Source organism: Ornithinimicrobium carbonis, from assembly GCF_050703245.1.
GTDB lineage: Bacteria > Actinomycetota > Actinomycetes > Actinomycetales > Dermatophilaceae > Ornithinicoccus.
Genome location: NZ_CP192647.1, coordinates 464659 through 490150, shown reverse-complemented (window position 1 = coordinate 490150; position 25492 = coordinate 464659). Strand labels below are relative to the sequence as shown.

At 74.4% G+C, this 25492-nt stretch carries 22 protein-coding genes, 1 tRNA gene and 1 pseudogene; 6 read left to right on the top strand and 18 right to left on the bottom strand.

Annotated elements, in window-relative coordinates:
- The 6 genes from folE to ACQ95T_RS02450 form a co-directional block, all read right to left on the bottom strand.
- On the bottom strand, nucleotides 1-672 hold the full coding sequence (gene folE, locus ACQ95T_RS02475) for a GTP cyclohydrolase I FolE (protein ID WP_425939091.1): 672 nt from the start codon (nucleotides 670-672) through the stop codon (nucleotides 1-3).
- Nucleotides 650-2686 (bottom strand): ATP-dependent zinc metalloprotease FtsH, encoded by a 2037-nt coding sequence (gene ftsH, locus ACQ95T_RS02470; RefSeq protein ID WP_425939089.1) that lies wholly within the window; start codon nucleotides 2684-2686, stop codon nucleotides 650-652. The genes folE and ftsH overlap by 23 nt, the downstream gene beginning before the upstream one ends.
- Nucleotides 2687-2948: 262 nt before the next feature.
- Nucleotides 2949-3500 carry a hypoxanthine phosphoribosyltransferase gene (gene hpt, locus ACQ95T_RS02465; protein WP_425939087.1) on the bottom strand — a complete coding sequence of 184 codons (552 nt, stop codon included), beginning with the start codon at nucleotides 3498-3500 and terminating at the stop codon, nucleotides 2949-2951.
- Between the two features lie 71 nt (nucleotides 3501-3571).
- On the bottom strand, nucleotides 3572-4573 hold the full coding sequence (gene tilS, locus ACQ95T_RS02460; protein WP_431473489.1) for a tRNA lysidine(34) synthetase TilS: 1002 nt from the start codon (nucleotides 4571-4573) through the stop codon (nucleotides 3572-3574).
- Between the two features lie 21 nt (nucleotides 4574-4594).
- Nucleotides 4595-5791 carry a zinc-dependent metalloprotease gene (locus ACQ95T_RS02455; RefSeq protein WP_425939084.1) on the bottom strand — a complete coding sequence of 399 codons (1197 nt, stop codon included), beginning with the start codon at nucleotides 5789-5791 and terminating at the stop codon, nucleotides 4595-4597.
- Between the two features lie 49 nt (nucleotides 5792-5840).
- Nucleotides 5841-7544, bottom strand: a complete 1704-nt coding sequence (locus ACQ95T_RS02450; RefSeq protein ID WP_425939082.1) for a D-alanyl-D-alanine carboxypeptidase/D-alanyl-D-alanine-endopeptidase — start codon at nucleotides 7542-7544, stop codon at nucleotides 5841-5843.
- Nucleotides 7545-7635: 91 nt separating this feature from the next.
- Between ACQ95T_RS02450 and ACQ95T_RS02445 the strand changes: the two genes are divergently transcribed.
- Nucleotides 7636-8157 (top strand): inorganic diphosphatase, encoded by a 522-nt coding sequence (locus ACQ95T_RS02445; RefSeq protein WP_425939080.1) that lies wholly within the window; start codon nucleotides 7636-7638, stop codon nucleotides 8155-8157.
- A 20-nt stretch (nucleotides 8158-8177) separates the two neighbouring features.
- Here ACQ95T_RS02445 and ACQ95T_RS02440 read toward each other — a convergent pair whose 3' ends face one another.
- Nucleotides 8178-9260, bottom strand: coding sequence for an ArsO family NAD(P)H-dependent flavin-containing monooxygenase (locus tag ACQ95T_RS02440; RefSeq protein WP_425939078.1), 1083 nt, complete (start codon nucleotides 9258-9260; stop codon nucleotides 8178-8180).
- A 40-nt stretch (nucleotides 9261-9300) separates the two neighbouring features.
- Nucleotides 9301-9714: a cupin domain-containing protein gene (locus ACQ95T_RS02435; protein ID WP_425939076.1), complete on the bottom strand. Its 414-nt coding sequence runs from the start codon at nucleotides 9712-9714 to the stop codon at nucleotides 9301-9303.
- A 281-nt stretch (nucleotides 9715-9995) separates the two neighbouring features.
- On the opposite strand from ACQ95T_RS02435, the gene ACQ95T_RS02430 reads away from it, so the two are divergent.
- A complete protein-coding gene (locus tag ACQ95T_RS02430; RefSeq protein ID WP_425939075.1) occupies nucleotides 9996-11816 on the top strand; it encodes a choice-of-anchor B family protein in 1821 nt (606 codons plus the stop codon).
- Nucleotides 11817-11878: 62 nt separating this feature from the next.
- On the opposite strand, the gene ACQ95T_RS02425 is transcribed toward ACQ95T_RS02430, so the two are convergent.
- The 7 genes and pseudogenes from ACQ95T_RS02425 to ACQ95T_RS02395 form a co-directional block, all read right to left on the bottom strand.
- A tRNA-Thr gene (locus tag ACQ95T_RS02425) sits at nucleotides 11879-11952 on the bottom strand.
- 62 nt (nucleotides 11953-12014) lie between these two features.
- Nucleotides 12015-13784, bottom strand: coding sequence for an alpha/beta hydrolase (locus ACQ95T_RS02420; protein ID WP_431473890.1), 1770 nt, complete (start codon nucleotides 13782-13784; stop codon nucleotides 12015-12017).
- Nucleotides 13781-14266 (bottom strand): hypothetical protein, encoded by a 486-nt coding sequence (locus ACQ95T_RS02415; protein ID WP_431473932.1) that lies wholly within the window; start codon nucleotides 14264-14266, stop codon nucleotides 13781-13783. The genes ACQ95T_RS02420 and ACQ95T_RS02415 overlap by 4 nt, the downstream gene beginning before the upstream one ends.
- 64 nt (nucleotides 14267-14330) lie before the next feature.
- Nucleotides 14331-14951, bottom strand: a pseudogene (locus tag ACQ95T_RS02410) (DNA polymerase III subunit delta'); the annotation flags it as partial.
- The gene (gene tmk / locus ACQ95T_RS02405; protein WP_425940004.1) at nucleotides 14948-15610 is read right to left on the bottom strand and encodes a dTMP kinase; all 663 of its coding nucleotides are present in this window, start codon (nucleotides 15608-15610) and stop codon (nucleotides 14948-14950) included. The pseudogene ACQ95T_RS02410 and the gene tmk, both read right to left, overlap by 4 nt.
- Nucleotides 15611-15775: 165 nt before the next feature.
- The gene (locus ACQ95T_RS02400; RefSeq protein ID WP_425939070.1) at nucleotides 15776-16564 is read right to left on the bottom strand and encodes a MerR family transcriptional regulator; all 789 of its coding nucleotides are present in this window, start codon (nucleotides 16562-16564) and stop codon (nucleotides 15776-15778) included.
- A 33-nt stretch (nucleotides 16565-16597) separates the two neighbouring features.
- On the bottom strand, nucleotides 16598-17191 hold the full coding sequence (locus tag ACQ95T_RS02395; protein ID WP_425939068.1) for an Lrp/AsnC family transcriptional regulator: 594 nt from the start codon (nucleotides 17189-17191) through the stop codon (nucleotides 16598-16600).
- A gap of 104 nt (nucleotides 17192-17295) precedes the next feature.
- Between ACQ95T_RS02395 and ACQ95T_RS02390 the strand changes: the two genes are divergently transcribed.
- Nucleotides 17296-18465 carry a trans-sulfuration enzyme family protein gene (locus ACQ95T_RS02390; RefSeq protein ID WP_425939066.1) on the top strand — a complete coding sequence of 390 codons (1170 nt, stop codon included), beginning with the start codon at nucleotides 17296-17298 and terminating at the stop codon, nucleotides 18463-18465.
- A 58-nt stretch (nucleotides 18466-18523) separates the two neighbouring features.
- Here ACQ95T_RS02390 and ACQ95T_RS02385 read toward each other — a convergent pair whose 3' ends face one another.
- From ACQ95T_RS02385 to ACQ95T_RS02375, 3 genes are all read right to left on the bottom strand, one after another.
- Nucleotides 18524-18688, bottom strand: a complete 165-nt coding sequence (locus ACQ95T_RS02385; RefSeq protein ID WP_431473488.1) for a hypothetical protein — start codon at nucleotides 18686-18688, stop codon at nucleotides 18524-18526.
- Complete coding sequence (locus tag ACQ95T_RS02380) at nucleotides 18660-19205, bottom strand: WD40 repeat domain-containing protein (RefSeq protein ID WP_431473889.1); 546 nt, start codon at nucleotides 19203-19205, stop codon at nucleotides 18660-18662. Before ACQ95T_RS02380 ends, ACQ95T_RS02385 begins: the two co-directional genes overlap by 29 nt.
- 208 nt (nucleotides 19206-19413) lie before the next feature.
- A complete protein-coding gene (locus ACQ95T_RS02375) occupies nucleotides 19414-22350 on the bottom strand; it encodes a helix-turn-helix domain-containing protein (RefSeq protein ID WP_431473487.1) in 2937 nt (978 codons plus the stop codon).
- Nucleotides 22351-22554: 204 nt separating this feature from the next.
- Here ACQ95T_RS02375 and ACQ95T_RS02370 point away from each other — a divergent pair, with 204 nt between their 5' ends.
- From ACQ95T_RS02370 to crtI, 3 genes are all read left to right on the top strand, one after another.
- Complete coding sequence (locus tag ACQ95T_RS02370) at nucleotides 22555-22899, top strand: hypothetical protein (protein WP_431473486.1); 345 nt, start codon at nucleotides 22555-22557, stop codon at nucleotides 22897-22899.
- Nucleotides 22900-22960: 61 nt separating this feature from the next.
- On the top strand, nucleotides 22961-23809 hold the full coding sequence (locus ACQ95T_RS02365) for a phytoene/squalene synthase family protein (protein WP_425939061.1): 849 nt from the start codon (nucleotides 22961-22963) through the stop codon (nucleotides 23807-23809).
- The gene (gene crtI, locus ACQ95T_RS02360) at nucleotides 23806-25491 is read left to right on the top strand and encodes a phytoene desaturase family protein (protein ID WP_425939059.1); all 1686 of its coding nucleotides are present in this window, start codon (nucleotides 23806-23808) and stop codon (nucleotides 25489-25491) included. Before ACQ95T_RS02365 ends, crtI begins: the two co-directional genes overlap by 4 nt.
- Nucleotide 25492: the final 1 nt, after the last annotated feature.

Below are 25492 nucleotides of genomic sequence, written 5' to 3'. Positions count from 1 at the left end.
TCACGTGCTCCGACCGGTCATCAGGCTCATCGCCTCGGCCCTCGTGGCCGGGTCGCGCAGCATGCCGCGGACCGCCGACGTCGTCGTCCGGGCCCCGGGCCGCCGCACGCCGCGCATGGACATGCACAGGTGCTCGGCCTCCACGACGACCATCACCCCGCCCGGGTCGAGGTGGTCGACGAGCGCCTCGGCGATCTGGGTGGTCAGCCGCTCCTGCACCTGGGGCCGACGGGCGAAGACGTCGACGAGGCGGGCCAGCTTGGACAGCCCCACGACCCGTCCGTCCCGGCCCGGGACGTAGCCGATGTGGGCGACGCCGTGGAAGGGGACCAGGTGGTGCTCGCAGACGCTGTAGAGCGCGATGTCGCGCACGATGATCATCTCCTCGTGCTCCACGTCGAAGCGGGTCCCCAGGACGTCGGCGGCGTCCTGCCGCAGCCCGGAGAAGACCTCGGCGTAGGACCGGGCGACCCGCGCCGGGGTGTCCCGCAGGCCGTCGCGGTCGGGGTCCTCCCCGACGGCGAGGAGGATCTCGCGCACGGCCGCCGCGATCCGCTCGTGGTCGACCTCCTGGACGACCGGGCCGCCGGGCGCGTCGCCGTCGTCCCTCAGGACGGGCGGGTCCCCCGCCGGCGTCGGCTGCTGCGGGTCACGGGTGCCCGGGGTCGACATACCCGCCCTCCGGGACCTCGACGACCTTGTGCGGGGGACGCTCCTGACCGTCCGGAGCGGCCGGCCCCTGACCGTTGGCCATCGAGCGCTTCTCCGCGTCCGTGAGCACCGGTCCTTCGGTGTGCACGTGCCGGCTGTCGGAGGAGAGCCACACGGGCCGCACCGGGCGCTTGCGCAGGTCCGTGAAGATCTCGGCGATCGCGGCGGCGTTCAGGGTCTCCTTCTCCAGCAGCTCCAGCACGAGCGCGTCGAGGATGTCCCGGTTGTCGTTGAGCGCGTGCCACGCCTCGTCGTGGGCGGCCTCGATGAGCCGGCGGACCTCCTGGTCGACGACCCCGGCCAGGTCCTCGGAGTAGTCCCGCTCGTGGCCCATGTCGCGGCCGAGGAAGACCTCGCCCCCGGCGGAGCCGAGCTTGACCGCCCCGACGCGCTCGCTCATCCCGAACTGGGTGACCATCTTGCGGGCCAGGCCGGTGGCCTTCTCGATGTCGTTGGCGGCCCCGGTCGTGGGGTCGTGGAAGACCAGCTCCTCGGCGACCCGGCCGCCGAGGGCGTAGGCGAGCTGGTCGAGCAGCTCGTTGCGGGTCGTGGAGTACTTGTCGTCGGCCGGCAGCACCATCGTGTAGCCCAGGGCCCGCCCGCGCGGCAGGATCGTCACCTTGCTGACCGGGTCGGTGTGGTTCATCGCCGCCGCCACCAGGGCGTGCCCGCCCTCGTGGTAGGCGGTGATCTTCTTCTCCTTGGCGCTCATCACCCGCGTGCGCTTCTGCGGGCCGGCCATCACCCGGTCGATCGCCTCGTCGAGGTCGGGGTCGTGGATGACCTTCTCGTTCTTGCGCGCCGCGAGCAGCGCGGCCTCGTTGAGCACGTTGGCCAGGTCGGCGCCGGAGAAGCCCGGGGTCCGCCGGGCGATGGCCATGAGGTCCACGTCCGCGAGCGGCTTGCCCTTGCCGTGCACCTGCAGGATGTGCAGCCGGCCCAGCATGTCGGGGGCCTCGACGGCGATCTGGCGGTCGAAGCGGCCCGGGCGCAGCAGCGCCGGGTCGAGGATGTCGGGACGGTTGGTGGCCGCGATGAGGATGACGTTGGTCTTGACGTCGAAGCCGTCCATCTCCACGAGGAGCTGGTTCAGCGTCTGCTCGCGCTCGTCGTGGCCGCCGCCCATGCCGGCGCCGCGGTGGCGGCCGACGGCGTCGATCTCGTCGACGAAGATGATCGCGGGCGCGTTCTCCTTGGCCTGCTCGAAGAGGTCCCGGACGCGGGAGGCACCGACCCCGACGAACATCTCGACGAAGTCCGAGCCGCTGATCGAGTAGAACGGCACGCCCGCCTCACCGGCGACCGCCCGCGCCAGCAGGGTCTTTCCGGTGCCGGGAGGACCGTAGAGCAGGACGCCCTTGGGGATCTTCGCGCCGACCTCGAGGAACTTGCGGGGCTCGGAGAGGAACTCCTTGATCTCCTCCAGCTCCTCGACGGCCTCGTCCGCGCCGGCCACGTCGGCGAAGGTGACCTTCGGCATGTCCTTGGTGGCCAGCTTGGCCTTGGACTTGCCGAACTGCATCACCCCGCGACCCCCGCCCTGCATGCGGGTCATCAGCCACAGGAACAGACCCAGGATGAGCAGCAGGGGCAGGAAGTTCACCAGCATCGAGACGAAGACGTTCGGCCGCGCCGGGTCGTCGGTCCAGGTCTCGCTGGGCGGGTTCTCGTCCAGGGCCGTGATGATCTGCTCGCCGCGCGCCTCAACGTAGTAGGCCTGCACCTGGCCGGTCTCGCGCACGTCCGGGCTGGAGAAGGTCTCCCCCTCCTTGAGGGTGAGGTCGACCCGGTCCGGCGTGACGACGGCCTCGGCGACCTTGTCGTCCTGGATCAGCTCGAGGGCGTCCACGGTGTCGATGCGGGTGTACGCGCTCGGGGAGAGCAGCGAGAACCACAGGATGCCCAGGCCCAGGAAGAGGAAGATCCAGATCCAGGGACTGGGCTTGGGACGGGGGCGCGGCTTGGCGGTGCTCATGTGGTCGCGGCGGGGACGGCGCGGGTAGGACGCGCTCGCCCCGGTCCTCCTGATCGTTCGGTGTCGGCACGGGTCTCCTGCCGACAACGTGCGGCAGGGGGCCAGTGTTCCATCACCCGGGGGGCTCGGCGCCCCGGGCACCCCCCGGCGGACCGACCCGCCGCCGGGGCTGCGCTCCTGCGCACCCCCGAGGACGGGGGCCCCGCCCCACCGGGTGGACCTTCGCGAACCGCCGTCCGGGCCCCGTCGTCGGGTCCGGCGCTCAGCTGTAGACGTGCGGCGCGAGGGTGCCGATGACGCGCAGGTTGCGGTACTTCTCGGCGTAGTCCAGCCCGTAGCCCACGACGAAGGCGTTGGGGATCTCGAAGCCGACGTAGCGCACGTCGATCTCGACCTTGGCCGCCTCCGGCTTGCGCAGCAGCGTGCAGATCTCGACCGAGGCGGGGCGCCGGGACTCCAGGTTGGTCCGGATCCAGCTCAGCGTCAGGCCCGAGTCGATGATGTCCTCGACGATGAGCACGTGCCGGCCGCTGATGTCGGTGTCCAGGTCCTTGAGGATGCGCACCACGCCGCTGGACTTGGTCCCCGAGCCGTAGCTGCTGACCGCCATCCAGTCCATCTCGGCCGAGCCCGGCAGCGCGCGGGCGAAGTCGGCCATGACCATGACCGCGCCCTTGAGCACGCCGACGAGGAGCACGTCCTTGTCGCGGTAGTCCTGCCACACCTGCGCCGCGAGCTCGGCCAGCCGCTGCTGGATCTGCTCCTCGGTGAACATCACGTCCTCCAGGTCGGCACCCATGTGCTCGGCGTCCACGGGCCTGCTCCTTCGTGTCGGGGTCGATCGCGTTCCGGCGCTCGTGGTCATTCAACTACGGACGGCGTCATTCACCTACGGGCGACCCAGGTGCACCAGGCCGCCCTCCCGCCGGGCCCGCACCCCGCCCGGGAGATGGACCGGACCCTGCCCGTGCCAGTCGGTGAGCAGGGCGTCGACGGCGCGCAGGTGCTCGCCGGTGAGGTCGGTGCCGGGGCTGCCCTCGGCCAGGGCCACCCGGCGCCAGAGCCGGCGCCGCACCGCGGGGCCAGGGCCTGCAGCGCGCCCACCTTCCACGGGGGCGGGCCCAGGTCCTGGTATGCCGACGCGCTCACCCGCTCGAGCGCGTCCGCGTCGTCGCGCAGCAGGTCCGCCGACCTGGCCAGCCCGGCCACCAGCCCGGGACCCAGCTCGTCCTCCAGCAGACCGAGCGCCCTCCGGGCCCGCACCCGGGCGAACCGCGGGTCCTCGTTGTGCGGGTCGGTCCACGGCTCCAGGCCGGCCGCGGCGCAGGCCTGGGCCGTCTGCGCACGGCCGACGCCCAGGAACGGCCGCAGCAGGAGCACGGGGGAACCGTCCCCGAGCGGACGGCCGGCGGGCATCCCCGCCAGGGACCGGGCCCCCGAGCCGCGCGCGAGCCCGAGCAGCACCTGCTCGGCCTGGTCGTCCCGGGTGTGCCCGACGAGCACCGCGACCGCCTCCGACCGGCGCGCCGCCGCCAGCAGCGCGGCATACCTGGACCGGCGCGCAGCGCCCTCGGGACCGGTGCCCGGACCGCCGGGGGCCTCGACCTCGACCCGCACCACCTCCACGGGGTCCAGACCCAGGCCGCGGCAGGCGGAGGCCGCCGTCGCCGCCACCCGGTCCGAGCCCTCCTGCAGTCCGTGGTCGACGACCACCGCCCCGGCGGACACCCCCGCCCGCGGGGCCTCGAAGGCCGTGGCCGCGGCCAGCGCCAGGGAGTCCGCTCCCCCGGAGCAGGCGACGAGGACCGGCCCGGACGGCGGCAGCCCGCCCAGCGTGCGGCGCACCGCCACCCGGGTGGCGGCGACCGCGGGGTGGGGTCCGGGCACGGTTCCGCGCTCCTGGTCCTCTCAGCCGTGGACCCGGGCGACCCAGGCCTGCGGCTCGGCGATCTCGGTGGGTCGGGGCAGGGTCTGCGGCGAGGTCCACACGGCGTTGAACCCGTCCACGCCGACCTGGTCCATGACCGCGCGCACGAACACGGCACCGTCGCGGTACTGCCGCATCTTGGCCTCCATCCCCAGCAGCCGGCGCAGGATCTTGTCCACCCCGCCGGCCCCCTTGCGCCGCTCGGTGAAGCGGGCCCGGATCGTGGCGACGGTGGGGATGACGCTGGGGCCGACCTCGTCCATGACCACGTCGGCGTGCCCCTCGAGCAGGGACATCACGGCGGTGACCTCGGCCAGGCGTTCGCGCTGCTCGGGCGTGGCCAGGACCTGGGTGATGTCGGTGTCGCCGCGCAGCACGCCGGGGATCTGGGTGACGATCTCGCCCAGGCGCTGGGAGAGCTGGTCCGGCTCGGGCATCATCCGGGCGCCGACGGACCGGGCCTGCTCGATGAGGTGCCCGCGCAGCCACGGGACGGCGGTGAACTGCACGCGGTGCGTCTCCTCGTGCATCGCCACCCACAGCCGGAAGTCGCCGGCGTCGACCTCCAGCTCGCGCTCGGCGGCCAGGATGTTCGGGGCGACGAACATCAGGCGCGGGGTGCCCTGGGGGGCGAGGTCGTACTGCCCCAGCACCTTGGTCGAGATCCAGGACAGCATCCCGGCGACCTCGGTGCCGGTGATCGTGGACCCGATGCGCTGGGCGGTGGGGCCGACCTCGGCCAGCTCCTTACCGCGGGCCCGGGCACGGGCCCGGTCGGCCGTCCGCTTGCGGGCCACGACGTCGTCGAGCACCGGCGCCAGCATGGCCCCCATCGAGGCAGCGTTGGCGCTGATCCAGCCGGGCCGGTCCACGACGAGGGCCGGCGGGGTGCCCGGGGGCGTGTGCAGCCGGGCGGTGGTGGCGACCGGGTCGACGGCCCGCTCGCCGGCGGAGCGCAGCTCGGCGACGAGCTGCGCGATCTCGGCCCGCCCCGCCCTGGGGCCGGGCGGGACCAGCCGGCGGGCCGCCGAGGCGGCGAGCTCCCAGTCGACCAGGTCGCTGCCGGAGAGCCGGTCGCCGCCCGGGTCCGCGTCGACGTCCGGGTCTGCGTCGACGACCGGCAGGGAGGAGCCGTCGTCGGTCGGGGAGGCGCCGTGCGGGTCGGGGCTGGTCGTCATGGACCCGACGGTATGCGGTGGGGCGGGCCGGCGCGAACGCGGCCGACCCTCAGGAGCAGCCGCAGCGGGCCAGCTCGGCCACGATCTCGTCCAGGACCGAGCGGGCCTCGAGCACCGCGCCGTCCTCGCCGATCCGGTCGGCGCCCAGCGCGTAGACGAGCAGCCGGCCGTCGGCCGTCACCACGGTCCCGGCCAGCGACGTCACCCCGGGCAGGGACCCGGTCTTGGCCCGGGCGGTGCCGATGGCCGGGCCGTGCACCGGCAGGTGGAAGCGGGTGGCCAGGGTGCCGGTGTACCCGGCGATCGGCAGCCCGCCCGCGGCCAGCACCGCCTGCAGGTCGGGATGGCTGCCGTCCGCCCCGGCGACGAGGAGGTCGGCCACCACGCGGACCGGGAGGATGGTCCCGTCCGACAGTCCGCTCGTGTCGGCGATCTCCACGCCGGTGAGGTCGACCCCGTAGGTCCGGGCCAGCGTCTCCTCCACCCACGCGGCGACGTCCTGCCGGTCGGGCGCGCGACCGGCGGCGACCGCCGCCTGCCGGGACAGCTGCTCGACCATCGCGTTGTCACTGGTCGCCAGGGCCAGGGCCAGCACGTCCCGCAGCGGGGCCGAGCGCACGACGGCCAGCTCCTCGGGGGACCCCGCCGCGGTGTCCCCGGAGGCGGGGGCGTCGTCGGCCGGGCCCGCCTCCTGCGTCGACCCGCCGTCCTCCGGCGCGGCGTCCGCACCCGCCCCGGTCGCCACCTCCACCTCGGGGACGTCCGGCAGGTCGGCCAGGTCCTCGGCCTCGGTGAGCACGGCGTCGCCCTCGCCGGCGAGGGGGACGCCCCGGTCGAGGAGGGCGGCCGCGAACGCCCGCACGGCCTCCTGGGCCGGGTCGCGGGGGGAGGGGAAGAACGGCAGGGCGCGGTCCTCCTCGAGCCCCAGCTGGACGATGCGGCCGGTGTAGCCCTCGGCGACCCAGAAGTCGGTCCAGCTGTCCAGGACGGACGGGCCGGCGGCGTGGGTCAGGTCCACCCGGAGGCGCACCGGCGCGGTCGACCCCTCGGCCTGGAGGGCTTCGGCCACCTGGTCCGCGAGGTCGCCCAGACCGGCGTGACCGGCGACCGAGTCCGGGTCGCCGGCGCCCCGGGCCAGGAGCATGTCTCCACCGGCCACGAGGACGAGCTCCTGCGGCCCGGTCCCGCGGACGACGCGCGTCGGGAAGGTGTGCTCGACGTCGAGGCCGGTGACCACGGCCGCCGCCGCGAGGATCTTGGTGGTGGAGGCGGGGGTGAGCAGGCGGTCGGCGTTGCGGTCGAGCAGGTGCTCCCCGGTCAGCGCGTCCCGCACGGTGACGGCGCGGCGGTTGGCCGGTCCGAGCCACCGGCTGTCCAGCTCGTCCTCGAGGGCCTCCTCGACGCCGGCCGGACCGGGGACCGACCCGTCGGCCACCTGCCCCAGCGGACGGACCGTCGGGGCCACCACCGGCCGCACCTGGGCCGGGCTCGTCGGCTCGGGGGCCGAGGTCGTCGCGGCCGGGTCGGCCTCCGGGGAGGTCGGGCCCACGGTCGAGGCGCCCGCATCGGAGGGCGCCTCCGCCTCAGAGGTCGGGCCCGCGGTCGAGGTCGCGGCGTCCGGCGCGGCGAGGGCCGGCGCACCGGCGAGGACGGCGGCGAGCATGAACGCGGTCCCCGCCGCGCGTGCGCCATACCTCCCGCGCCCGCCCCCGACGACCCCCGGGGTGCGGGGGCGGACCTGCCTGCGATGCACCGTTGCCTGCCCTCCGTGGTCGTGGGTCCCCGGGATAGGGAACACTGGGGCCTAGAGCCTAAGCCGAACCCACCAGAAGAGAGCAGCGCACATGCACTTCGACGTGACGATCGAGATCCCGCAGGGCAGCCGCAACAAGTACGAGGTCGACCACGCGACCGGCCGGATCCGGCTGGACCGCATGCTGTTCACCGCGACCCGCTACCCGGCCGACTACGGCTACATCGAGGAGACCCTCGGTGAGGACGGCGACCCGCTGGACGCCCTCGTGCTCCTCGACGAGCCGACCTGGCCCGGCTGCCTGGTCGCGGCGCGCCCGATCGGCATGTTCCACATGCGGGACGAGGCCGGTGGCGACGACAAGATCATCTGCGTCCCGGCCGACGACCCGCGCAAGAGCAACATCCGCGAGCTGGAGCACATCAGCGAGCACACCCGGCTGGAGATCCAGCACTTCTTCGAGGTCTACAAGGACCTCGAGCCCGGCAAGTCGGTCGAGGGAGCGCACTGGGCGGGCCGCGAGGAGGCCGAGCGCTGCTACCACGAGGCGGTGCAGCGGGCCAAGGACGCGGGGCTGTCCACCGCGCGCTGGCCGATGCCCTCGCCCCACTGACTCGCCCTTCGGCCCCGTGATCACCGCCCGGCGGGGCTGGGCGCAGTGATCCGGGACACGGCCAGCCTGGCCCACTGCCCCACGCCGACGAGGGTGGCCGACGCGGCTCCGCACCAGTCGCCGTAGCCGACCAGCTGCAGCCCTGGCACGCTTGCGGCGGTGGGGCCGTCGGTCACCGGACGTCCGCCCCGCCACCCCAGGCCGGCACCGCGCAGGTGGCCCAGGGCCGGCCGGAAGCCGGTGCACCAGACCACCGCGTCGAACGGACAGGTCGACCCGTCCGGCCAGCGGGCGCCGTCGGGGGTCAGGCGCTCCATCAGGGGGACCGCCGTCAGCAGGCCGGCGTCCCTGGCCCGGCGCACGGGCGGCACTGCGACGACGTCACCCAGTCCCCCGACCCCCTCCCCCAGGCCGCGCACCCGCAGGCTGGCCACCCGGAAGAGCTCGCGCCCGTCGACGTCGTCGGGCAGGTAGCGGGGAGGGGTCCGGGTGCACCACGTGACGTCCGCGTGGTCCAGCAGGTCGGCGGCGACCTGGGCCCCGGAGTTGCCTCCGCCGACCACCAGGACGCGCCGGCCGGCAAACCGGTCGGGTCCCCGGTACTGGGCCGAGTGCAGCTGCTCCCCGCCGAACACCTCCAGGCCGGGCAGTGTCGGGAGGAACGGGCGCGACCAGGTGCCCGTCGTGCTGACGACCGTGGCGGCCTCCCAGCCGCCCCGGTCGGTCAGCACCCGGTGACCGCCGTCGACCGGGAGGACCGACCGCACCCGGACCCCTCGGCGCACGGGGACCTCGTAGCGCTCCTCGTAGCGGGTGAGGTAGTCCACCACGTGCTCGGCCGGGGGGTACTGGTCCCCCGACCCCGGCATCTGCCAGCCGGGCAGGGAGGAGAAGGCGGCCGGGGAGAAGAGGCGCAGGGAGGGCCAGGTGTGCAGCCAGGCCCCGCCCGGGCGGTCCTGGTCGTCCAGCACGACGTGCTCGAGTCCGGAGCGTCGCAGGTAGTAGCTGGTGGCCAGGCCGGCCTGACCGCCGCCGACGACCACGACGGGTACCGACCTGGTCGTCGTGCTCCTCGTGGTCGTCGTGCTCGTGGTGGTCGTCACGCCACCGCTGCCGTCGGCGGGGGCGGGGGTGTGCGCGGGCTCAGTGCCCCTCGTCCTCCTCGGCGACCTCCTGCGTCGGGTGCACCGTCCCGTGCTCGTGCTCCGGCGGGGCGTAGAGGGAGTACAGCTTCAGCGGCTCCTCGCCGATGTTGGTGATGTTGTGCCAGCTGCCCGCCGGGACGAGGACGACCCAGTCGTCACCGACCTCCTCGTCGAACCCCAGGTCGTCCTCCGCCGGTCCCATCTGCACGCGGCCGCGCCCGGACTCCACGCGCAGGAACTGGTCGTGGTCGTGGTGGACCTCCAGGCCCACGTCGCCGCCGGCCGGGATGCTCATGACCGTGAGCTGCAGCTTCGTCCCGGTCCAGAGCGTGGCCCGGAAGTTGTCGTTGCCGAGCGTGGCCTTCTCGATGTCGGTGACGAAGGGGTGGGGTCCGGCGTCCTGGAACGTCATGAGCGGTCCTTTCTCCGTGGGCGGCGGCGGTTCCACCGCCACCCGGCCCGGAGGACGGGCCGGGAGCTCCAGTATGGAGCGTGGCCGGCAACCGCCGCCGCGGGGGTGGTCCCCACCGACAACCACCGCGGAGGGGGCGGCCTCCGGCCAGATTTGGAGGAGACACAGATCACACCCGCTGCTAGCCTCCCGATCGCCCCCACCACGCAACGACGCGCGGTTGCCGACCCTCGACGGAGAGGTGTCTGCGTCCCGGGGCCCGAGAGAAAGAAGAACCCCTGATGAGAAGAAGGTTCGCAGCGACTGCTGCGTCCGCGGTCCTGGTGGCCGCGGTCTCGATGACTCCGGCGCTGGCCCACCACCCGGAGGTCACGGACGAGGGTGGCAACAGCACCTCGCCCTACAAGTACGAAGGTCTGGAGGTCAAGTACGACCGCGACTGGGTCACGCCGAGCACCGTGGGCAAGGGGAAGGGCAAGGGCTCCGAGCGCGGCAACGCGCCCGGCACCTCAGCCCCCTGCGTCGACGGCATGGCGGCGGACTTCTTCCCCTGCGACGGCATCGACCTGCTCAGCCACGTCTCGCACAACGAGCTCGGCACCACCTTCGTCAACGACATCTGGGGGTGGACCGACGCGAAGTCCAAGAAGGACTACGCCCTCGTCGGTGCCTCCAACGGCACGGTCTTCGTCGACATCAGCGACGCCAAGCGGCCCGAGGTGCTCGGCATCCTGCCCACCGCCTCCACGGCGGGCGGCTCGTCCTGGCGGGACATCAAGGTCTACCAGGACCACGCCTACGTCGTGTCCGAGCACACGAACCACGGGATCCAGGTCTTCGACCTCACGCGGCTTCGCGACTGGGACGGCACCTACACCACCTACGACGTCGACGCCCGTTACACCGGGCACGGGTCCGCGCACAACCTCAACATCAACGAGGACACCGGCTTCCTCTACTCGGTGGGTGCCGGACCGTTCTCCTCCAGCCCCCTGCCCAACACGGTGACCGTCGACGCGCCGTCGTCGGCGGCCGGCGACTACCTGGCCAACAGGGCCGGGTTCGGACCGGCCCCGACGGTGGAGGGCCTGTCCGGCTCCTTCGCCGTCGTCGACGACGGCACGGGCACCGCGGAGGGCTGTGGTCCGCTGGTTGGCTTCCCCGCCGGCGCGATCGCCATCGCCGACCGCGGCACCTGCGCCTTCACCCAGAAGGTGGCGAACGCCCAGGCTGCCGGCGCGTCGGCCGTGGTCGTCGCCAACACCGCTCCCGGGACCATCGTCATGGGAGGCAGCGATCCCACCATCACCATCCCCGCAGTGATGGTGAGCCAGGCCGACGGTGACACCATCAAGGCCGGTCTGCCGGCGACGGGAAGCATCGTGGCCAACGACCCGCCGCCCGTGTGCGGCACCGGCCTGCACATGGTCGACATCAACGAGCCGAAGAACCCGACCTACGCCGGGTGCTTCGACGACCACGGCTACATCCATGACACCCAGTGCATCGTCTACGACGGGCCCGACGCCGACTACACCGGCCGGGAGATCTGCTTCAACTCCAACGCGACCACGAGCGGCGCCGGCGGTCTGCACCGGGTCGCGATCGTCGACGTCACCGACAAGAACGACCCGGTCTCGATCGCGCGCGAGGGATACGAGAACGACGGCTACAGCCACCAGGGGTGGCTGACGCCGGACCGCCGGTTCTTCCTGCACGGTGACGAGCTCGACGAACAGCGTCGCGGGATCAACACCACCACCCGGGTGTGGGACGTGAGCGACCTCGACGACATCGTGGAGGTGCAGGCGTTCGCGAACGACACCACCTCGATCGACCACAACATCTACACCCAGGGTCGGTACGCCTACGCCTCGAACTACACCTCAGGCCTGCGGGTCTACGACACCCGTGACCTGGCGGGCGGTGGCCTGAGCGAGGTGGCGTTCTTCGACATGTACCCCGAGAACGACAACGCGACGTTCGAGGGCGGGACGTGGAGCAACTACGCCTACTTCGGGCAGAAGGGCGTCGTCGCGGCCAGCAGCATCGACCGCGGGCTGTTCATCCTGCAGCCGAGGCTGAGCCGTCAGGGCAACTGACGCCACGGCTGAGACGCAGCAGCACCCCGGGTCGGAAGGACCCGGGGTGCTGCTGTCTGCGGAGCCGCCTAAGGGAATCGAACCCTTGACCTATTCATTACGAGTGAATCGCTCTGGCCGACTGAGCTAAGGCGGCACGGCTGCGTGCGCAGCCCGAGCGAGAATACCCGACTCCGGTCGGCGGGCCCAAACCACCGGTCAGCAGGTGAGCCCGTCCTGGGGCACCGTCCCCTCGAGCAGGTAGTCGTCCACGGCGTCGGTGATGCAGTCGTTGGAGCGGCCGTAGGCGGTGTGCCCGTCGCCCTCGTAGGTGACCAGGACGCCGGAGTCCAGGACGTCGGCCAGGTCGACGGCCCACTCGTAGGGGGTGGCCGGGTCGCGGGTGGTGCCCAGGACCAGGATGGGCCCGGCCCCCGTCGCCGAGTAGTCGTCGACCGTCTCGGCGGCCTCGGCGGGCCACACGCCGCAGGCGCCGTCCCCGGCGAGGTAGCGGCCCCACGTCGGGGACACCTCCTCGAACCGTGCCCGGACCGCCTCGGTGTCGAGGTCGTCGGTCTCCTCGCTGGGTCGGTCCAGGCAGTTCACCGCGTAGATCGACTGCATCCCGTTGCCCTGGTAGACGCCGTCCGCGCCCCGGCTGGCATAGGTGTTGGCCAGGAACATCAGCAGGGTCCCGTCACCCTGCTGGGCCCGTTCCAGGGCCTGGGTGAGGATCGGCCAGAAGTCCTCGGCGTACATGGCCACGACGATCCCCAGCATCCCCCAGCCCTCGGTCAGCTCGCTGACCTCGTCGCCGCTCACCGGGAGCGGGGCCTGGTCCAGCCCGGCGAGGAACTGCGGGATGGCGGCCATGGCCGTCTCGACGTCCTCGCCCAGCGGACAGTCGCCGCCCGCGACGCAGTCCTCGACGTAGGCCCGGGTGGCCCGCTCGAACCCGGCCGCCTGCCCGAGGCCCATCTCGACGGCGGAGAGCGTGGGGTCGATCGCACCGTCGAGGACGAACCGTCCCACCCGGTCGGGGAAGAGGGTCGCGTAGGTCGTGCCGAGGAAGGTGCCGTAGGAGGCACCCAGGTAGGTCAACCGCTCCTCGCCGAGCGCGGCCCGCAGCACGTCCATGTCGCGTGCGGCCTCCACGGTGGAGACGTGCTCCAGCAGCTCGCCGGCGTTCTCCGCGCAGGCGGTCGCGAACTCCTCCAGGAGCGCCTCCACCTCGGCCTCCTCGGCCGGGTCGTCGGGCGAGGGGTCGGACCCCAGGAACTCGTCGAGCTGGTCGTCGTCCACGCAGGTCACCGGTGCCGAACGGCCCACCCCCCGGGGGTCGAACCCGACGACGTCGTAGGCGCGGGCGACCTCGGGCGAGACGACGGCGCCGGCCATCATCGCGTAGTCCACGCCGGACCCGCCCGGCCCGCCCGGGTTGACCACGAGGGAGCCCTGCGGGTCGCCGGTGGCGGCCGACCGCAGCAGCGCGAGCTCGATCGTGGCGCCCTCCGGCTCGGCGTAGTCCACCGGCACCGTGAGGAAGGCGCACTCGAAGCTCGTCTCGCACTCGCTCCACGCCAGGTCCTGGCCGTAGAACTCCTCCAAGCCCTCGGGGGCGCCGGCCACGACCTCGTCCGGCGCCTCGGCGGAGCCGGTGCCCCCGGCGGGATCCTGCGTGCCGCCCGCGTCCTGCGACTCCTGGGTGGCGGCGGGCGCGGAGGTACCAGGGTCCGGCTCCTCCTCGTCCGCACCGGGCGTGCAGCCCGCCAGCAGGAGCGCCAGGGCGGCGACGGCCGCCGCACCGGCCCGCGGACGGGCGGCGCCGGCGGGCCCGCGTCGGGGGATGACGCCGCCCGGGCGCGCGGATCGTCCAGGGGTGGTGAGCCGTGGGGCCACGGGGAGGGTGTCCTTCCGTCCGTCCGCCCGGGGCTCCGGGCGGGTGGTGCCGATGGGTCGAGGTCCGGCGGTGGAGGAGGCGGCGCTCATGCCCGCGTCCCTGCCCGGTCGGGCAGGACGAGGGCCACCATCATCGCCTCCAGGACCAGCAGGGGCGCCCCGTTGGCCACGAGCCGGCCGCGCGCCAGCGTGATCGCCTCCAGCGCCGCGAGCAGGCCCTCCGGTGACAGAGAACGCGCCAGCCGCTGGATCTGCTCCGGCTCGGTCGCGTTGACCGGCTCCACCGGCGCGCCGGTGGCCAGCATGAGGGCGTCGCGGTAGACCGAGGCCAGGTCGGTGAGCGCCGAGTCGATGCTGTCGTGCTGCTGACGACGGGTCTCTCGCTTCTGCCGGACCTCCAGGTCGCGCAGGTGGCTGCGCACGGCCGGCGGCTGGCTGCGGGCCGAGGGGTCGGCCCCCAGCTGGGTCAGCAGCGCACGGCGCTCGGCCTCGGCCCGCTGCGTGGAGATGGTCTCGGCCCCCTCGCCGGCCTCCGCGACGAGGTCCTGAGCCGCCCGCAGAGCGGCCCCCACGCCGGTGAGCGAGCGAGGCGGGGATGGCCACGATCTCCCGCCGCCGTGCGCGGGCGTGCTCGTCGGTCGCCAGCCGGCGGGCGATGCCCACGTGGCTCTGGGCCGCCCGGGCCGCGTAGTGGGCCATCGCCGGGTCGATCCCGTCCCGGCCCACGAGCAGGTCGGCGACCGCGTCCACCGGAGGGGTCCCCAGCTGCAGGCGCCGGCACCGGGAGCGCACGGTGACGATCAGGTCGTCGGCGGTCGGGGCGCACAGCACCCAGACGGTGCGCGGCGGCGGCTCCTCCAGGGACTTCAGCAGGGCGTCGGCGGCCTGCTCGTTGAGCCGGTCGGCGTCCTCGACCACCAGGACCCGCCACCGGCCGGTGCTCGGACGGGTGGCCGCCGTGAGCGCCAGCTCGCGGGCGCGGTCGACGCGGATGAACGTCTCGGTGGTGGACACCAGGGACACGTCGGGATGGCTGCCGGCCAGGACGGTGCGGCAGGCGTGGCACTCGCCGCAGCCGGGGTCGTCGGTCCGTTCGCACTGCAGCGCGGCGGCGAACGCGCGGGCCGCCACGCTGCGCCCGCTGCCGGGCGGACCGGTCACCAGCCAGGCGTGCGTCATGGCGGCGGGGACCGTGACGGCGCGGCGCAGGACCGCGACCGCCCGCGCCTGGCCGACCAGCTGGTCGAAGACGCTCACGGTGCCCCCTCCGGGCTGCGCAGCAGGACGTCCACCCGCGCGCGCACCTCCTCGGCCAGCTCGTCGGCCGGGCGCGAGGCGTCGAGCAGGAGGTAGCGCTCGGGCTCCTGCGCCGCGAGCGCGAGGAAGCCCTGCCGCACCCGGTCGTGGAAGGAGTCGGCCTCGCGCTCGAGCCGGTCGTGCTGCGCCCCGCGCCGCGCGCGCCCCTCCCCGGGGTCGACGTCCAGCAGGATCGTCAGGTCCGGCAGCAGGCCCTCGACCGCCCACAGCGAGAGCGCACGGACCTCCTCGTGCCCCAGCGCGCGGGCGGCCCCCTGGTAGGCGACCGAGGAGTCCAGGTAGCGGTCGCTGACGACCACCGCGCCCCGTTCCAGGGCCGGCCGGACGACCGTTGCCACGTGCTGGGCCCGGTCGGCGGCGAAGATCAGCGCCTCGGCCCGGGGCACGACCGAGCCGTCCTCGCCGTGCAGGACGAGCTCGCGCAGCGACCGGCCCAGGGCCGTGCCGCCCGGCTCCCGGGTGCGCACGACCTCGTGGCCGTGCCCGGCCAACCAGGCGCCCAGCCGGTCCGCCTGGGTCGACTTGCCCGCCCCGTCACCGCCCTCGAGGGCCAGGAACAGCCCGCCATCAGGGGCCGGCCGCCCGCCGTGGGCGACCACCGGCACGCCGTCCCCGCCTCCCGGCAGGGGCGGCGTCGGGCTCGGTCCGGTCACGGCGGCAGCCTACGTGAGGCGACCGACGCGCCAGACCTCCTCGTCCACACGACCGGACCAGGTTCACTCCCCTGCCGACGGGGGCCGGCCGCGCGTGGCGGGCCGCCGGGGTCAGCCGCGGGCGGAGTTGGCGACGACGGCGTCGTGCACGTACCGCGCCAGGCCCGGGGCCACGTCCTCGTAGGTCTTCGTGAAGCGGGGGTCGGTGACGTACATGGCCGCGATGTTGGCGTGCAGCTCCCGCGGGCAGTCGTAGAACCACCGGCAGATCTGCTGACGGGCCTCCTCGGCGACGTCCATCGCCTCCTCCGAGGTGGCCGGCACCCCGGCCTGCATCAGCTCCACGTAGCGCGCGTTCACCGCGTCGCCCTCGTCCTTGATCTGCTGCCACTGCGCCTTGCCGTAGCCCTTGGCCCGCTGCTGCGACTGCGCCCAGGCCGCCGACCCGCCCCAGCGCTCCTCCGCCTCCTGGGCGTAGCTCTCGTCGAAGGTGTCGCCGAAGAGCTCACGCTGCTCCTCGCGGGTGATCCGGTCCTCGTTCATCTCTGCCTCCAGGGCTCGGTCGATGGCCGTCACGAGCTCGGTGAGCTCGGCGACCCGTTCCGTGACCGTGTCCCGCTGACGACGCAGGTGCGCGGCCACCGTGTCCGCGCCGGCACCGTCCCTCAGCATCTGCCCGATCTGCTCCAGGGAGAGGCCGAGCCGGCGGTAGACGACGACGTGCTGCAGCCGCCGCAGGTCCTCCTCGGTGTAGAGGCGGTAGCCGGCGCGGCTGCGCTCGGAGGGCACCACGAGGCCGATCTCGTCGTAGTGGTGCAGGGTCCGCACCGTCACGCCGAGACCCTCGGCCACCTGGCCCACGGTCAGCAGCTCCTCGGTCATCAGCTGGTTCTTGGTCACGGCACGATGCTCGTGCCTCCCGTTCCGTGAGGGTCAAGCCCGCAGGTCGGACGCATCGTCCTCAGCCTCCTCCACACCCTCCGTCCCGTCCGCCCCGTCCGCCCCCCGGCGCCCGTCCTCCCCGGCGCGCGGCGCCTCCTGCCCGCGGGTCATCGTGCCCCGCCCCCGCAACGACTCGAAGATGAGGGAGGTCTCGGCGTGCAGCACCCCGGGACGGTTGGTCAGGTGGTCCAGGACGAAGTCGCGCAGCGCGTCGGCCGACTCGGTGGCCACGTGCACGTAGTAGTCGATGGCTCCGGAGACGTGGAAGGCGCCCAGGACGCCGGGCAGCCGGGGCACCTCCTCGGTGAACTGCTCGAAGTGGCTGCGGCGGTGACCGCCGAAGCGCACCGCGATCATCGCCTCGACCGGCCGGCCCACGGCCACCGGGTCGATGTCGGCGTGGATGCCCCGCACGACCCCCCGCTCGCGCAGCGAGCGCACCCGCACCAGGCAGGTCGACTCGGCGATGCCGACCTCGCGGGCGAGCATGGCGTTGGACATCCGCCCGTCCCGCTCCAGCAGGCGCACCAGCGCCAGGTCGGTCTCGTCCAACGGCTTGGCGCGGTCCTGCGGATTCTTCGGCACCCCGCCAGGGTATGCCGTGGGGCGAGGCAGCGGCATACGTCGCCCTTTGCGGGTCATGCTTCGTGGATTTCGTCTTGATGACACAGGATCTACACTTCTGTCTCATGAACGCCGAAGCCCTGGGTCTTGACAGCCGCGCCGTCCACGCCGGGCGGGAGGACCTGGCCGCCCTGGGGGTGCACGTCCCCCCGATCGACCTCTCCAGCACCTACCCGCTGCCCGACGTGGAGGCCGGTGGCGAGGCCTACGAGCACATGGCCTCGGGGCACGAGCGCGCCCCGGGGCAGACGGCGGTGTACCAGCGGCTGTGGAGCCCCACGGTGGCCCGGTTCGAGGAGGCGCTGGCCGCCCTGGAGGGTGCCGAGGCCGGGGTGGCCTTCGCCTCCGGGATGGCCGGGCTGACCGCGACCCTGCTGGCCTGCGTCTCCGCGGGCACCCCCCACGTCGTGGCGGTGCGTCCGCTCTACGGCGGCAGCGACCACCTGCTCGCCACCGGCCTTCTCGGCACGAGGGTGACCTGGGTCGACGCGGACGACGTCGGGGAGGCGGTCGAGCCGGACACCGGCCTGGTGCTGGTCGAGACCCCGGCCAACCCGACCCTGGACCTGGTCGACCTGAGCGCCCTGTGCGAGCGCGCGGGGGACGTCCCGGTCCTGGTCGACAACACCTTCGCCACCCCCGTGCTCCAGCGGCCGCTCGAGCACGGGGCGAGCCTCGTCCTGCACTCGGTGACCAAGTTCCTCGCCGGGCACGGGGACGTCCTCGGCGGCGTGGTCGCCACCTCCCAGGAGTGGGCCGGGCGCATCCGGCCGGTCCGGGCCATCACCGGCGCGATCATGCACCCGTTGTCCGGTTACCTGGCCCACCGCGGGTTGCAGACGCTGCCGGTGCGGGTGCGGGCCCAGCAGGAGGGCGCCCAGGTGGTGGCCGCCTGGCTGCGGGCGCACACGGACGTGGACCGGGTCTTCTACCCCGGGTCGGAGGGGTCCGACCCGGCCGGGCTCGTCGGCACCCAGATGAGCGGACCGGGAGCGGTGCTGGCGTTCGACCTGGGCAGCTACGAGCGGGCCCGCCGGGTGGCCGAGGGCGTGCGGATGATCACCCACGCCGTGTCGCTCGGCGGGGTCGACAGCCTGATCCAGCACCCCGCCGCGCTGACCCACCGTCCCGTCGCCGAGGAGGCGCGTCCCGGAGCGGGCATCCTGCGCCTGTCGGTCGGGCTCGAGACGCCCGAGGACGTCGTCGCCGACCTGGCGCAGGCCCTGTGCGCCTGACGCGCGGCTCTCGGGCTCGTGCTTCCGTGCTGCGGGCGAGCCGGAGGCGTCCCCGGGGCTACGGCTCCTCGCAGGGAGGCGTCCACGGGACGCCGGGCAGCCGGTCGGCCCACTCCTGCTCGGTGAGCCGCACCCCGGTGGTGCCGCAGATCCAGTCGAGGGCGCGCTCGACGTCGGTGTCCCAGATCCGGACCTCACCGAGGTTGCCACCGGCGTAGATCACCTCGTCGCCCCCGCCCCCACCCGACCGCGAACAGCCGGGTCTGCGCGGCGCCGAGGGCCAGGGGGTCGCTCCAGCCGTCGCCCTCCCGGTCCCAGAGCCAGAGCCGCCCGTCCTGGGAGGCCGCCGCGAGCCGGCCGCCGTCGGCGCTGTACTGCACGTTGTAGACCTCCGAGCCAGGACCGGTGAGGGTGTCCACCAGGACCGGCGCCGCCGGGTCGCGCACGTCCCACAGGGCCACCTCGCGACCGGCCCCGACCGCGACGAGGTGCTCGTCGGTCGGGTCCAGGTCCAGGCCCAGGACCGCGCCCGGCGTCTCGAGGTCGCCGAGCAGCTCCCCGATGCGGGTGCTCCACAGCCGCGTCCGCCCCACCTGTCCGACCACGGCGACGTCGTGGACCGAGTGCGCGACGGCATACACCAGCCCCTCGGTGTCGGCCCGTCCTGCCAGGGCGAGCCTGGCCCGGTCCTCGTCCACGGCGTACCACGACACCCAGCCGTTGTCCCCGCCCGCGACCATCGTCGTGCCCGCGGAGTCGAAGGCCACCATCTCCACGATCTTGCGGTCCGCCGGCTCCAGCCGACCCCCGGTGATGTCGTCGTCCAGCACGAGCCGGGGACCGTCGGGGTCGCACACGTCGTAGGCGAGAAGACGGTCGGTGGTGGTGCCCCCGACCATCACGGTTCCCGCGGGTCCGAGGTCGGCCGCCCCGCTGAAGACCTCGCCGTCAGGAGCCCGGGTCGCCGAGAGCTGCACCGGCCGACGGGGGTCCTCGGCGGTGTCGTAGAGGACCAGACGCCCGTCGCCGGCACCCGCCGCGACGAGAAGCAGCTCCCCCTCCGCGTCGGTGCGGGTGGTGAAGACGCCGTCGGCGTGCCGCACGGGCACCGGCCCGGTCGTGTCCCAGAAGAACCACTCGTCGTTCTCCGGCGCGACCACCCACCTGCCCTCGGCCAGGGCCACGACCGCGACGTTGGGTGCCGCGGTGGCCACCGACGCCGCCGGCACGTCCCAGTCCGTGGAGGCCCATCCCTGCGGACCCCGCCGCCACAGGAGCACCTCCCCGGCCGACCCCGACGGCCACGACCTGCTCGCCGTCGGGGGCGAACTCGACGTCGTTGACGTAGCTGGCGAACGCCCGCGCCTCCCCCTCCGGCGTCAGCCCCTCGTCGTCCACGGCGAACAGGCGCAGGGTCTTGTCGCGGCCGACGACGGCGGCGGTGGTCCCGTCGGGGGACAGCTCCACGCGGTGCTGCAGGCGTCCGTCGGGGTCGACCAGGGTGTCGGCGACGCGCCGCCAGCCCCCGGGCCGCACCTGCCACAGCGTCGCGGTGCCGTCGTCGCCGAGGGTCACCGCTCGACGCCCCTCGGGGCCGAGCGCCAGGTCCACCACGGGCCGGCCCTGGTCGGCCACGGACCCGACGGCCTCCCACCCCCCGACCGGGAGACCCCCGCCCTCGACCGGGCGGGTCCAGGCCAGCACCTCCTCGCCGGCCCCGGCGACCAGGAGCTGCCCGTCCTCGACCGTGCGCACGTCCAGGGAGACGGCATACCCCTCGGTCGGCAGGGACAGCACCCCGGCGTCCCGGGGCCGGGCGGGGTCGGTCACCTCCACCAGGCGCAGCCCGTCGGGGCCGGCGGTGGCGACCACCTCCCCGCCGTCGGGCGTCACCACCAGGTCGGCCACGCCGGTGGTCGGGCTGGTCTGCTCGGTCAGGACGTTGACCGCCGTCGACGGGGCCCCGAGGCCGTCGTCGGTGAGCGCGGCGGCGGTGCGCACGCTCCCGTCGGCCGACCCCAGGGCCACCCACGTGCCGTCCGGGGAGACGTCCCCGCGGTTGACCCCGGTGGGGTCCAGGTGCCGGGTCAGGTGCGGACCGGCGGCCGCGTCGAGCACGGCCACCACCGCCTCCCGGGTGGGGCGCAGGGCATGCGCGGACGCCGCGAACTGGGCGGCGGTGGCGGGGTACTCCCCCCGCAGGGACACCGCCTGGTTGGCCACCTGGCGGGAGCGGGCCTCGTCGCGCTGGACCTGCACCTGCTGGCGGGAGGAGAAGGCCGCCACCGAGAGCGAGGCCGTGGCCAGCGCCAGCACCGTGGTCGCGGCGAGCAGCCGTCGGGTGCGCCGGTGGGTGAGCTCCCGCCCGGCGGCCAGCTGCTCCTCCCGACGGGCGCCCGCCTCGATGAACTCCTCCTCCTCGGCCGTCACGTCCTCGCGGTGCTCGGCCAGCCAGTCCCTGGCGACCGCCAGCTGGCTGCCGGTGAGCAGCAGGGCCGGGTCCCGACCGGCCTCCAGCCACTCCGCGCGGCGCAGGGCCACGCGGTCGCGGACGCGCAACGCGTCGCCCCGTCGGCGCACCCACCCGTCGAGCAGCGGCCAGTCGACGAGCAGCACCTCGTGGCTCAACGAGACCCGGTCGTCCTCCAGGACCACCAGCCGACGGTCCGAGAGGTGCTCGAGGACGTCCTGGGCGTGCGGTCCCAGGGACAGCAGCTCCTCGCGCGAGGCCCACCGCCGGGACGGGGCCTGGCCGGGCTGGACGCCCACCAGGCGCAGCAGCAGCCGTCGGGCCGTGCGCCGGTCCTCCTCCGGCAGCGCCTCGACGACGTCGTCGGCCCACCGCACCAGGGAGCCGCGGAAGCCCCCGACCTGCTCGTAGTGCTCGCGGGTGAGCTCGCGGCGGTCGCTGACCGACCACATGGACCGGAGCAGGTGGGAGAGGTGGGGCAGCACCTGCTGGGGGCGACCGTGGCCGACGGCCCCGGCCAGGACGAGGTCGGCCAGACCGTCCTGCAGGCGCAGACCGACGAGCTCCGCCGGACCGGTGATCACGCCCCGCAGCTCCTCGGGTCCCGGTGGAGCGACCAGGACCTGCCGCTCCCGCAGCGCGCGCAGCAGGAGGGGGTGCTCCGCGGCGCTGCCGTAGTGGTCCGCCCGCAGACCCACCACGACCGCCCGCCGTCCGGTGGCCGGGCCCTCGGGGGACGGCGGGACGTCACCACCGCTCAGCCAGGTGGCCAGGACCTCGACGAAGCGGTCCTGGACCGACCGGTCGTGGCCGAGGGTGAACAGCTCCTCCAGCTGGTCGACGACCAGGAGGCGGACGTGCCCGGAGGAGGCGAGGACGGCCAGGGTCTCCTCCAGCAGCTCCACGGGCAGGGCGCCAGGGGTGAGGCGGCGCAGGTCCACGTCCTCGCCGGGCTCGGCCAGCCCGGCACCCAGCAGCGAGGACTTGCCCGCCCCCGAGGGCCCCACGACCGCCACCACGGCGTGGTCGGCCAGCGCCGAGGCGACAGCACCCCGCAGCTCGGCGACCTCGGCACCGCGGCCGAAGAAGAGGTCCGCGTCCTGGGGGGCGTAGCTCTCCAGCCCCAGCCACGGTGCGCGCCGGACCGGCGCCGGCTCGGGCTTGGTGCGCAGGTCCCACAGCCGCTGCTCCCAGCCGGCGACGTCCTCGGCCGGCACCCGGCAGGCCTCGAGGATCCCCCGGAGCACCTCGGGGCGGTTCCACGGAGGAAGCCGGCGCCCCGCGAAGTAGTCGCCCAGGGTGCTGGCCGGGATCCCGCTGCGGGCGGCGACCTGACGGACGGAGAGGCGTGCCCGGTGCCGCAGCGTAGTGAGCGCAGCGCCGAACTCCTCCGCGGTGGACGGCGCAGGCCCCATCCCTCACCTCCCCGGACGGCTCGTCGGTCGGACCGGGGACCATCATGGCGCACCGCCGGGCGTCCGGTGCGCCACGGGGTGCCGTCCGACGTCGTCCGGACACGGCAAAGTGGCCTGCGCGCACGCCGCCGACCGACGACGATCGTCCACAGGGGCAGCACGCCCCGGGGCCGAGACGCCCCACCGACGACCCGGGGAGGACGGATGACCCGACCGCACGACGCGGCCGAGCTGCTGTGCTCGGTGCTGGCCCGGCCGCGCTACCGCCGACGCTGGCTGCGCCACGTCCGACGCATGGCGCCCACCGCCTCGGTCCACCACGCGGCGGTGGCCGAGGTGATCGTGCGCCACCTGGTGGCGACCGGCGAGCTGGCGGAGGGTTCCGCGCGCTCGGCGCGCACCTACAAGGACCTCGTCGGCGGGGCCCTCACCGGGCGGACGTTCAGCTGCACCACCCTCCAGCTCTTCGTCGACGCCTTCGAGATCGAGGACGAGCTGGCCGAGGCCCTGTGGGACGCACTCCTCGGCGAGCGGGCGCGCTCAGGGTGAACCCGGCTCCGGGCCGGACCCGGTGCGGCCCCACCGGCGTGGGGCAGGTAGGTTCGTGGCCGTGAGAGCTCGCGCCGCCGGCCGCTACGACGACGTCGCCCGGGCCAGCGCGGCCGTCGTCATCGAGCGCTATTCCACCTCCTTCGGCTGGGCCACCCGCCTGCTCGCCGAGCCCGTCCGCACCCACGTCCGGTGCATCTACGCGCTGGTGCGGGTCGCCGACGAGCTCGTGGACGACGTCGACCTGGCCTGGGGGACCGAGCAGCGGGCGGCGCTGCTGGACGCCATGGAGGAGGACACCCGGCGCGCCCTGGAGATCGGTGGCAGCCCCAACCTCGTCGTGCACGCCTTCGCCCGGACCGCCGCCCAGCACGGGATCGGCTGGGAGCTGGTCGGTCCGTTCTTCGACTCGATGCGCGCCGACCTCGACGTCGCCGTGCACGACCCCGCCTCGTTCGAGACCTACGTCTACGGGTCCGCCGAGGTCGTGGGGCTGATGTGCCTGCGGGTCTTCGTCGGGGGCGACCAGGCCCGCTACGACCGGCTCACCCCGGGGGCGCGGGCCCTCGGCGCTGCCTTCCAGAAGCTGAACTTCCTGCGCGACCTGGCCGACGACCACGGGGCGCGCGGCCGGGACTACTTCCCCGGGGTGGACCCCGCCCGGCTCACCGACGAGCGCAGGGACGAGCTGCTCGACGACATCGACGCCGACCTGGCGACCGCGGCCGCGGTCATCCCCGAGCTGCCCCCGAGCAGCCGCCGCGCGGTGCAGGCGGCCCACGACCTGTTCGCGGCCCTGTCCGTCCGGCTGCGCCGCACCCCCGGGGCCGAGATCGCCACCCGTCGGGTCCGGGTCCCCGACCCGGTCAAGGCCGTGGTCCTGGCCCGCTGCCTGGTGGGACGCCGATGAGCCGGGTGGTCGTGGTCGGCGGGGGCATCGCGGGCCTGGCGTGCGCCGCGCTGCTCGCGGCCGACGGGCACGACGTGGAGCTGCTGGAGCAGCGCCCCGCCGTGGGGGGCCGCGCCGGGTCGTGGGCCCGCGACGGCTACCGGTTCGACACCGGGCCGTCCTGGTACCTGATGCCCGAGGTCTTCGACCACTTCTTCGCGATGATGGGCACCAGCACCTCCGAGCAGCTGGACCTGCACCGGCTCGATCCGGCCTACCGGGTCTTCTTCGAGGGCCACGACGAGCCGCTCGAGGTGGCCGCCTCCACGGAGGCCAACGTGGCCACCTTCGAGCGCATCGAGCCCGGCGCGGGCCAGGCGCTGCGCGACTACCTGGTCTCGGCCGCCGACGCCTACGACATCGCCCTGCGCCGCTTCCTCTACACCAGCTTCACCCGGCCCCTCGCCCTGGCCTCCCCCGACGTGCTCCGCCGCCTCCCGCGGCTCGGGCCGCTGCTGACCAGGTCCCTGGAGTCCTTCGTCGGCGCGCGCTTCCAGGACCGGCGGCTGCGCCAGGTGCTGGGCTACCCGGCGGTCTTCCTGGGCTCCTCGCCCGACCGCACCCCCAGCCTCTACCACCTCATGAGCGCCCTCGACCTGACCGGCGGGGTGATGTACCCCCAGGGTGGTTTCACCCGGCTCGTCGAGGCGGTGCACGACCAGGCGGTCGCCCGGGGCGTGCGGGTGCGCACCGGTGCCCGCGCCGTGGCCGTCGGGACGGCGCCCACGGGAGGGCCAGGCATCGACGAGGGCGGCCCGGACGGACCTGCTGCGGCCGGGAGCGGGGAGGGGCTCACGGGCCGCGGCGCCCGCCTGCGCCGGACCCTGGTCGACCGGTTGCCCGCCGGGCTGCGCGGGCGGCGGGCCCGGGTCACCGGTGTGCGCTGGGTCGACGCGGAGGGGGTGGAGCACACCTCCCCCGCCGACGTCGTCGTCGCTGCCGCCGACCTGCACCACGTGGAGACGCAGCTGCTGCCCGAGCACCTGCGCACCTACCCCCAGTCCTACTGGGACCGGCGCACCAGCGGACCCGGCGCTGTGCTCGTCCTGCTCGGCGTGCGGGGCGAGCTGCCCCAGCTGCCCCACCACAGCCTGTTCTTCACCGAGGACTGGCAGGAGAACTTCGGCCGGATCCGGGCGGGTCAGGTGCCCGACCCGGCCTCCTCCTACGTGTGCCGGCCGTCGGCGACGGACCCCGACGTGGCCCCGCCCGGCCGGGAGAACCTCTTCGTGCTCGTGCCCATGCCCGCCGACCCGGGCCTGGGCCACGGTGGCGTCGACGGGCAGGGTGCCCCGGCCGTGGAGCGGGTGGCGGACGCCGCCATCGCCCAAATCGCCGAGAGGGCCGGGATCCCCGACCTGCCGGAGCGGGTGGAGCTGCGGCGCACCATCGGACCGGCCGACTTCGAGGCCGACCTGTCCGCCTGGCGCGGCGGGATGCTGGGCCCGGCCCACACGCTCGCCCAGAGCGCGATGTTCCGCTCCGGGAACGTCTCCCGGCACGTGGACGGACTGCTCTACGCCGGGTCGAGCACCATCCCCGGCATCGGCCTGCCGATGTGCCTGATCAGCGCCGAGCTCGTCGCCAAGCGGCTGCGCGGCGACCACTCGACCGCGCCCCTGCCCGAGCCGGGAGCCGGCTGAC